Raw genomic sequence first — 473 nt, forward strand, 5'->3', positions numbered from 1 at the left:
CCGCTATTGCGCTGCGCCAAGCCGGCCACACCGTCGCCGTGTATGAGCAGGCTCCGGCCATTCGCAGCCTGGGCGCGGGCATTGTGAGCTGGCCTAACGCCAGCTGGGTGCTGGATACTTTGGGCCTGTGGGACCTGTTGCGGCCGCACGGCACGCGGGTGCATGCCATGCGCCGGTTCACGTCAGACGGCGAAGCGCTGGGCAGCATCGATGTGCGTGCCGTTGACGACGCCATGGGCCACGCCAGCATGGCTATCCTGCGCCATGACCTGATGAACGCGCTGCTGGCGCGTGCGGTGGAGCTGGGCGTGGTGCTGCACTACGGCCACCGCCTGCGCGATGTGGCGGCACTGCACGATGCGGGCCCCGGCGCTACACAACTGATTTTTGAAAACGGCGTGGTGGCTGAGCCCGACTGGGTGCTGGGCACCGAGGGTCGCATGCGCTCGCGCTGCCGGGCCTTTGTGCTGGGA

Annotated in this window: 1 protein-coding gene; it reads left to right on the forward strand. The window is 68.1% G+C overall.

Annotated features, from left to right (window positions below; all coding sequences use genetic code 11):
* Positions 1 to 473, forward strand: a 473-nt coding sequence (locus AC1D1Y_RS26345; RefSeq protein WP_477684945.1) for an FAD-dependent oxidoreductase, incomplete at both ends; no start/stop codon positions are given.

Source organism: Polaromonas sp. P1_G1 (assembly GCF_056405595.1).